This window comes from Janthinobacterium sp. Mn2066, assembly GCF_049319705.1.
Classification (GTDB): Bacteria; Pseudomonadota; Gammaproteobacteria; order Burkholderiales; family Burkholderiaceae_D; genus Janthinobacterium.
The window spans coordinates 1-4501 of sequence record NZ_JBMOUF010000028.1 but is presented as its reverse complement, the minus strand read 5'-3'; the positions used below and the strand labels follow the sequence as shown (position 1 = coordinate 4501).

The following is a 4501-nucleotide window of genomic DNA, read 5'->3' as shown; positions in this document are numbered from 1 at the left end:
TGGTGCGGCTGGCAGGAATTGAACCCACGACCCCTTGGTTCGTAGCCAAGTACTCTATCCAGCTGAGCTACAGCCGCGCAGGCAAACATTATAACGTATTCATTTCGCTTTGAAAAGTTCGATTTTTCAATCGCTTAGCTGGTTTTGACAGGGCATCGTCCTATACCATCCCGCTACTTTTCAAGCCGAAAAAGCCGACGTCATTCTGCACACGATACCCTGCTTGCGCAGAGTGTTTCCAGTGCATCGAGTAGTTGCTGTCTCGAAAGAAGCGGGATTATAGGCACTGCTTTCCACTGTGTCCAGTGCTATCTCTCATAGAGTGAAAACAAGCGCAAAAAGCGCTGCCCTGCCCGGCGGCAATTTTCCCCGCAAACATGGCGGCAAGCGTGTGGTGGCCGCCAGGCGCTTGGGGCTACAATGACCGCATCGTCCAGGCCAGGCATGGCCTGGCAAAAAACATGGCGGACTTCCATCATGACCAGACACACCATCAACATCAGCGGTCACAGGAGGCCAGATGGCCCAACATGAGCGCGCAACAAGTCTGCCGCCCGCCTCCCCCGCACCCGGCCTGCCGGATGAGCGTCTGGGCCATCTGCTTGAAGGCATCGCCGATGGCGTCTGCCTGCTGGAGCGCGACTGGACCATCCGCTATATCAATACGCACGGCGCCGACATGCTGGCGCCGCGGCGCCCCGCCGGCCGCGCGCTGGCTGGCCAGAGCCTGTGGCTGGCCTGCCCCGACATGCCGGGCACCGACATGGAAGCGCAATACCGGCGCGCCATGGCGCAGCGGGAAAGCGGCAGCTTCGAATTGTTTTACCTGCCACTGGGACGCTGGCTGGAAGTGCGGCTGTTTCCCTCCTCGGAAGGTTTGAGCACCTACATCCAGGATATCAGCCAGCGCAAGGCCTCCGAAGATAGCTTGCGCCAGAGCGAGGAAGACTTGCGCGCACTGGCCAATTCGATCCCGCAACTGGCCTGGATCGCCAGTTTCGATGGCACCATGGCCTGGTATAACCAGCGCTGGCACGATTACACGGGCACCACGCCCGAGCAGATGGCCGGCGAAGGCTGGAGCACGGCTTACGAACCGCAGCGCCTGCCAGAAATGATGCAAGCCTGGAAGAATGCCTTAAACAAAGGCACGCCGTTCGAGATGGAGTTCCCCATCCGTGGCAGCGACGGCCAGTACCGCTGGTTTCTCACGCGCGCCAATCCCGTGCGCGACCGGGGCGGCCAGCTGTTGCGCTGGTTTGGTACCAGCACCGACGTGGACCAGGTCAAGCGGGCGCAGGAAGCGCTGCGCGATGAGACGCGGGTACTGGAATTGCTCAACAACACGGGCGCCGCGCTGGCCGGCACGCTGGAGCTGCCCGCCCTGCTGCAGGAAACGGTCGATGCGGCCACCCGCATCAGCGGCGCGCGCTTTGGCGCCTTCTATTATGGCACCGACCATGACGAACACCATCTGCACGAAAGCGGCGACGGCCCGGAACCGCTACTGCCTACCGCGCGCGCCGTGAGCGGCATCAGCGCCGGCCAGGCCGAAGCCATCGCGGCCGACCTGCGCCAGGGGCCCGGCATGCGCCACAACGATTTGCTGGCCGCGCCCGAAGAACAGGCCGATGGCGCCCCCACCTTGCGCAGCTGCCTGAGCCTGCCCGTGCGTTCGCGTTCGGGCCAGCTGCTGGGCCGCTTGCTGCTCGGCCATCCGCAAGCGGGCATGTTCAGCGCGCGCAGCGAACGCATCGTTGCCGCCATCGCGGCCCAGGCCGCCGTCGCGCTCGACAACACGCGCTTGTACGCGGCAGCCCGCCGCGCCGCCGAAGAGCGCAAGGTGCTGCTCGACAGCGAGCGCGAGGCACGCGCCGAAGCGGAACGCACCAACCAGCTGAAAGACGAATTCCTGACCACCTTGTCGCATGAACTGCGCACGCCGCTGTCGGCCATCCTGGGCTGGGCGCAAGTCTTGCGGCGCGGCACGCGCGACCAGGCCGACCTGCACCGCGGCCTGCACAGCATCGAGCGCAATGCGCGGGCACAGGCGCAACTGATCGAAGACCTGCTCGACATGAGCCGCATCACCTCCGACAAGGTGATGCTCGACCTGCAAACCATCGTACCGGCCAGCGTGATCGCCTCGGCCATCGAAACCCTGCGTCCGGCCGCCGACGCCAAGCACATCACGCTCAATACCCTCATCGCAGCCGATGCGGGCACCATCGTCGGCGACCCTGGCCGGATGCAGCAAGTCATCTGGAATCTGCTGTCGAATGCGCTGAAATTCACGCCCCAGGGGGGCCAGGTAACGATCGCCGTGCGGCGCGACAGCAGCTACCTGACCATCAGCGTGGCCGACAATGGCATGGGCATCGAGGCCGATTTCCTGCCCTATGTGTTCGACCGCTTCCGCCAGGCCGATGCCTCGACCACGCGCAAGCATGGCGGACTGGGGCTGGGACTGGCGATCGTCAAGCACCTGGTCGAACAGCACGGCGGCACGGTCACGGCCAGCAGCGCCGGGCATATGCAGGGCGCCACCTTTACCGTGCGCCTGCCACTGAGCAGGCAGGCCGGTAGCGAGACCGCCCACAAGGATGGGCCGGCAGGCAGCGACCGCGGCCAGTGTGATTTATCCGGCGTGAAAGTGCTGCTGGTCGACGATGAGCCCGATGCGCGCGAACTGGCCGAACGCATCCTGCGCGGCAGCCATGCCGAAGTCTGCAGCGCGGCCAATGCGGCGCAGGCGCTGCAACTGATGAGCAGCGAACGGCCCGATGTGCTGGTCAGCGACATCGGCATGCCCGACATCGACGGCCTCGAGTTGCTGGCCCTGATACGCGCACTGGGGCCAGCCCAGGGCGGCGCCCTGCCCGCGCTGGCGTTGACGGCCTTTGCCCGGCCACAAGACCGCCAGCGCGCACTCGAAGGCAGCTTCCAGGCCTATGCCTCGAAGCCGCTCGATCCTTCTGCCCTGCTGGCGACGGTGGCGCAACTGGTAAAAACAGTGAAACAAAGCAAATAAAATTGATACAAAGAAACAAATAATGCGAGTCAAAATAGTCACAAAAGCGGGTCGCCACTCCTACTTTCAGACGCGGCCCTGTCCTACAAGCAACTTCCACGAAGTTTGCTACACTAAAAAAAATCACTGTTATAGCCATATGGCAATGATACGGCCCAGCACCTCGGCAACAGTGCGGCAGCGGCCGGCCCATCGGCTGCAGTGCGCCCTGTTTTGTTGCATAAAGATACTATCATCCTGATATGCTGCCAGCCGATGATGTTGCCAGCCGTGATGTTGCAGCCGCGATATATCAGCCGGATTTGCCAGCCGATAGATAAGCTGCATCGCCAGCGCTAATTTGAAGCATTGACCTGAGACCACACATGCCCAGCCAAGATGAGATTTTGAAAGCCAAAATTTTGGTCGTCGACGACTCCCCCGATAATGTCGACCTGATGCTGGAAATCCTGCGCGATGCAGGTTATAGCAATGTGACCGCCACCATGCGGCCGGCCCAGGTTTGTCCCTTGCACCAGGAACATTGCTACGACTTGATCCTGCTCGACTTGCAGATGCCGGAACTGAATGGCTTTGAAGTCATGAAAGGCTTGAAAGAGATCGAACATGGCGGCTACCTGCCGGTGCTGGCCCTGACGGCGCAACCGAGTTTCAAGATTGCCGCGCTGGAAGCGGGTGCGCGCGATTTCATCAGCAAGCCATTCGACCTGATGGAAGTCCATAAACGCATCCACAACATGCTGGAAGTGCGGCTGCTGTACAAGGAACTGGCCCAGTACAGCAAGCAGCAGCAGGAACTGGCCCTGCACGATCCGCTCACCGGCCTGCCCAACCGCCGCCTGCTGGAAGACCGCATCGAACATACGGTGCAGCAATCGGCCCGCAACCGCGGCAAATCGGCCGTGCTGTACCTCGATCTCGATGGCTTCAAGGCGATCAATGACCGCTATGGCCATGGTTATGGCGATGAAATATTGAAAATGGTGGCCACGCGCCTGGTCGGCGCCTCGCGCAAGGAAGATACCGTGGCCCGCATCGGCGGCGACGAATTCGTCATTGTGCTGGGCAACCTGGCCGGCAAGGGCGATGCGCGCGAGCCGGCCGCCAAGCTGATCGAAGTCATTTCCGACCCGTATTTCATCAACGACCTGACCTTGCGCCTGTCGACCAGCATCGGCATCAGCATCTATCCCGACGACGCCACTTCCGTCGAAGCCTTGCTCAGTTCGGCTGACACGGCCCTGTACGAAGCCAAGCGCGCCGGCAAGAACCGCTATTGCTGCTCGCCGCACGACATGCCCGCCCCGCAGGTCAAGCAGCAAGGCCTCGCATCCATCCTGTAAGCCGCCGCGCAGGGCGCAAAAAAACGGGATGCTATCGACTGACATCCCGGTTTTTTTAGGCTATGTCACCGTCAGATGTGGGAAGTCCCCTAGTGTTGCCTTCAACAAAGTTTCAGCCGACAGGATG

2 protein-coding genes and 1 tRNA gene are annotated in these 4501 nt (G+C 61.8%); 2 read left to right on the top strand and 1 reads right to left on the bottom strand.

All coding sequences use genetic code 11. The annotated features are described in order from the left end of the window. Positions 1–77 (bottom strand) — tRNA-Arg (locus ACL9RI_RS27585). A gap of 443 nt (positions 78–520) precedes the next feature. On the opposite strand from ACL9RI_RS27585, the gene ACL9RI_RS27580 reads away from it, so the two are divergent. Together ACL9RI_RS27580 and ACL9RI_RS27575 are read left to right on the top strand one after the other, a co-directional pair. Continuing rightward, the gene (locus ACL9RI_RS27580) at positions 521–3031 is read left to right on the top strand and encodes an ATP-binding protein (RefSeq protein ID WP_422729641.1); all 2511 of its coding nucleotides are present in this window, start codon (positions 521–523) and stop codon (positions 3029–3031) included. Between the two features lie 365 nt (positions 3032–3396). After that, a complete protein-coding gene (locus tag ACL9RI_RS27575; RefSeq protein WP_422729640.1) occupies positions 3397–4374 on the top strand; it encodes a diguanylate cyclase domain-containing protein in 978 nt (325 codons plus the stop codon). Positions 4375–4501 lie beyond the last annotated feature (127 nt).

Excerpts from the sequence above, each read along its gene's own strand:
- ACL9RI_RS27580 (WP_422729641.1), top strand. The coding sequence starts at position 521 with ATGGCCCAACATGAGCGCGCAACAAGTCTGCCGCCCGCCTCCCCCGCA.
- ACL9RI_RS27575 (WP_422729640.1), top strand. The coding sequence starts at position 3,397 with ATGCCCAGCCAAGATGAGATTTTGAAAGCCAAAATTTTGGTCGTCGAC.